At 77.5% G+C, this 1,592-nt stretch carries 1 protein-coding gene; it reads left to right on the top strand.

Annotation, left to right across the window (positions count from 1 at the left end):
• A partial coding sequence (locus tag CS2_RS18210) for a helicase HerA-like domain-containing protein (protein ID WP_070321017.1) occupies positions 1 to 1,592 on the top strand: 1,592 nt, incomplete at both ends.

The raw sequence follows: 1,592 nt of genomic DNA, 5'->3' as shown, positions 1-1,592 counted from the left end.
CCGCCGAGGCGGAGGCCGCCGCCGCGACCGCCGCGCTCGCGGCCGCCCGCCGCGCCGCCGCCGGTTCCGGGGGCGACGACGTCACGAACTCCCCGCCGAGCGGGGCCGGCGACGACGTCACGACGTCCCCGCCGAGCGCGACCGCGTCGGCGACGACGGACGCACCGGGCGGGCCCGACGCGGGCGTCTCCGACCTGGAGCGCGCCGTGACCGCGGGCTACGTCGCTGCGGGGCCCACGCTCGACCTGGGTGTCCTGCTCGAGGACGGCACGCCCCGGCCGGGCGCGGTCGTGCGGCTCCCGCTGGGGACGCTCAACCGGCACGGGCTCGTGGCGGGCGCGACCGGCACGGGCAAGACCCGCACGCTGCAGCTCATGGCCGAGCGCCTGTCGGCGGCCGGCGTGCCCGTGCTCGTCGCCGACGTCAAGGGCGACCTGACCGGCCTGGCCGAGCCGGGCGCGACCTCCCCGGGGCTCGCCGCCCGGACCGCGGCCCTCGGTCAGGAGTGGGCGGCGACGGGCTTCCCGGTCGAGCTGTACGCGCTGGGCGGCGCGGGCGACGGCGTGCCGCTGCGCACCACGGTGACCGACCTCGGGCCGCTGCTGCTGGCCAAGGTCCTCGGGCTCAACGCCACGCAGGAGTCGAGCCTGGGCCTGGTGTTCCACTGGGCCGACCGGCAGGGCCTCGCGCTGCTCGACCTGGCCGACCTGCGCACGACCCTGCAGTGGCTGACGAGCGACGAGGGCAGGCCCGAGCTGAAGGGCATCGGGGGGCTGTCGGCCGCGACGGCCGGCGTGATCCTGCGCCAGCTCGTCGCGCTCGAGGCGCAGGGCGCCGGGGCGTTCTTCGGGGAGCCGGCGTTCGACGTGACCGACCTGCTGCGCACCGCACCGGACGGGCGCGGCGTGGTCTCGGCGCTCGAGCTGCCCGGCGTGCAGGACCGCCCGGCGCTGTTCTCGACGTTCCTCATGTGGCTGCTCGCAGAGCTGTTCGAGGTGCTGCCCGAGGTGGGCGACCCCGAGCGGCCGCGGCTCGTGTTCTTCTTCGACGAGGCGCACCTGCTGTTCGCCGACGCGTCGAAGGCGTTCCTCGCCGAGGTCGTGCGGACCGTGCGTCTCATCCGCTCCAAGGGGGTCGGGATCGTGTTCGTCACGCAGAGCCCGAAGGACGTGCCGGCCGACGTGCTCGGGCAGCTGGGCAGCCGCGTGCAGCACGCGCTGCGCGCGTTCACGCCCGACGACGCGGCGGCGCTGCGGGCCGCGGCACGCACCTACCCCGCGTCGGTCTACGACCTCGAGCGGGTGCTGCAGCAGCTCGGCACGGGCGAGGCGGTCGTGACGGTGCTGGGCGAGAGCGGCGTGCCGACGCCGGTCGCGTGGACCCGCCTGTACGCACCCGAGGCGTCGATGTCCCCCGCCGCGCCCGCGACGGTGCACGCGACCGTGGCGGCGTCGCCGGTCGCGGCGCGGTACGTGCAGCCCGTGGACCGCGAGTCGGCGCACGAGCTGCTGCAGGCCCGCATGGCGCACGCCGACGCCGAGCGGGCCGCCGCCGACGCGGCCGACCGGGCGGAGCGCGACGCGCGCGCGGCG

Source organism: Cellulomonas iranensis NBRC 101100 = JCM 18110 (assembly GCF_001552375.1).
Classification (GTDB): Bacteria; Actinomycetota; Actinomycetes; order Actinomycetales; family Cellulomonadaceae; genus Cellulomonas; species Cellulomonas iranensis.
Note: the sequence above shows the minus strand (reverse complement) of the source record. Positions and strands in the feature narration are given on the sequence as shown.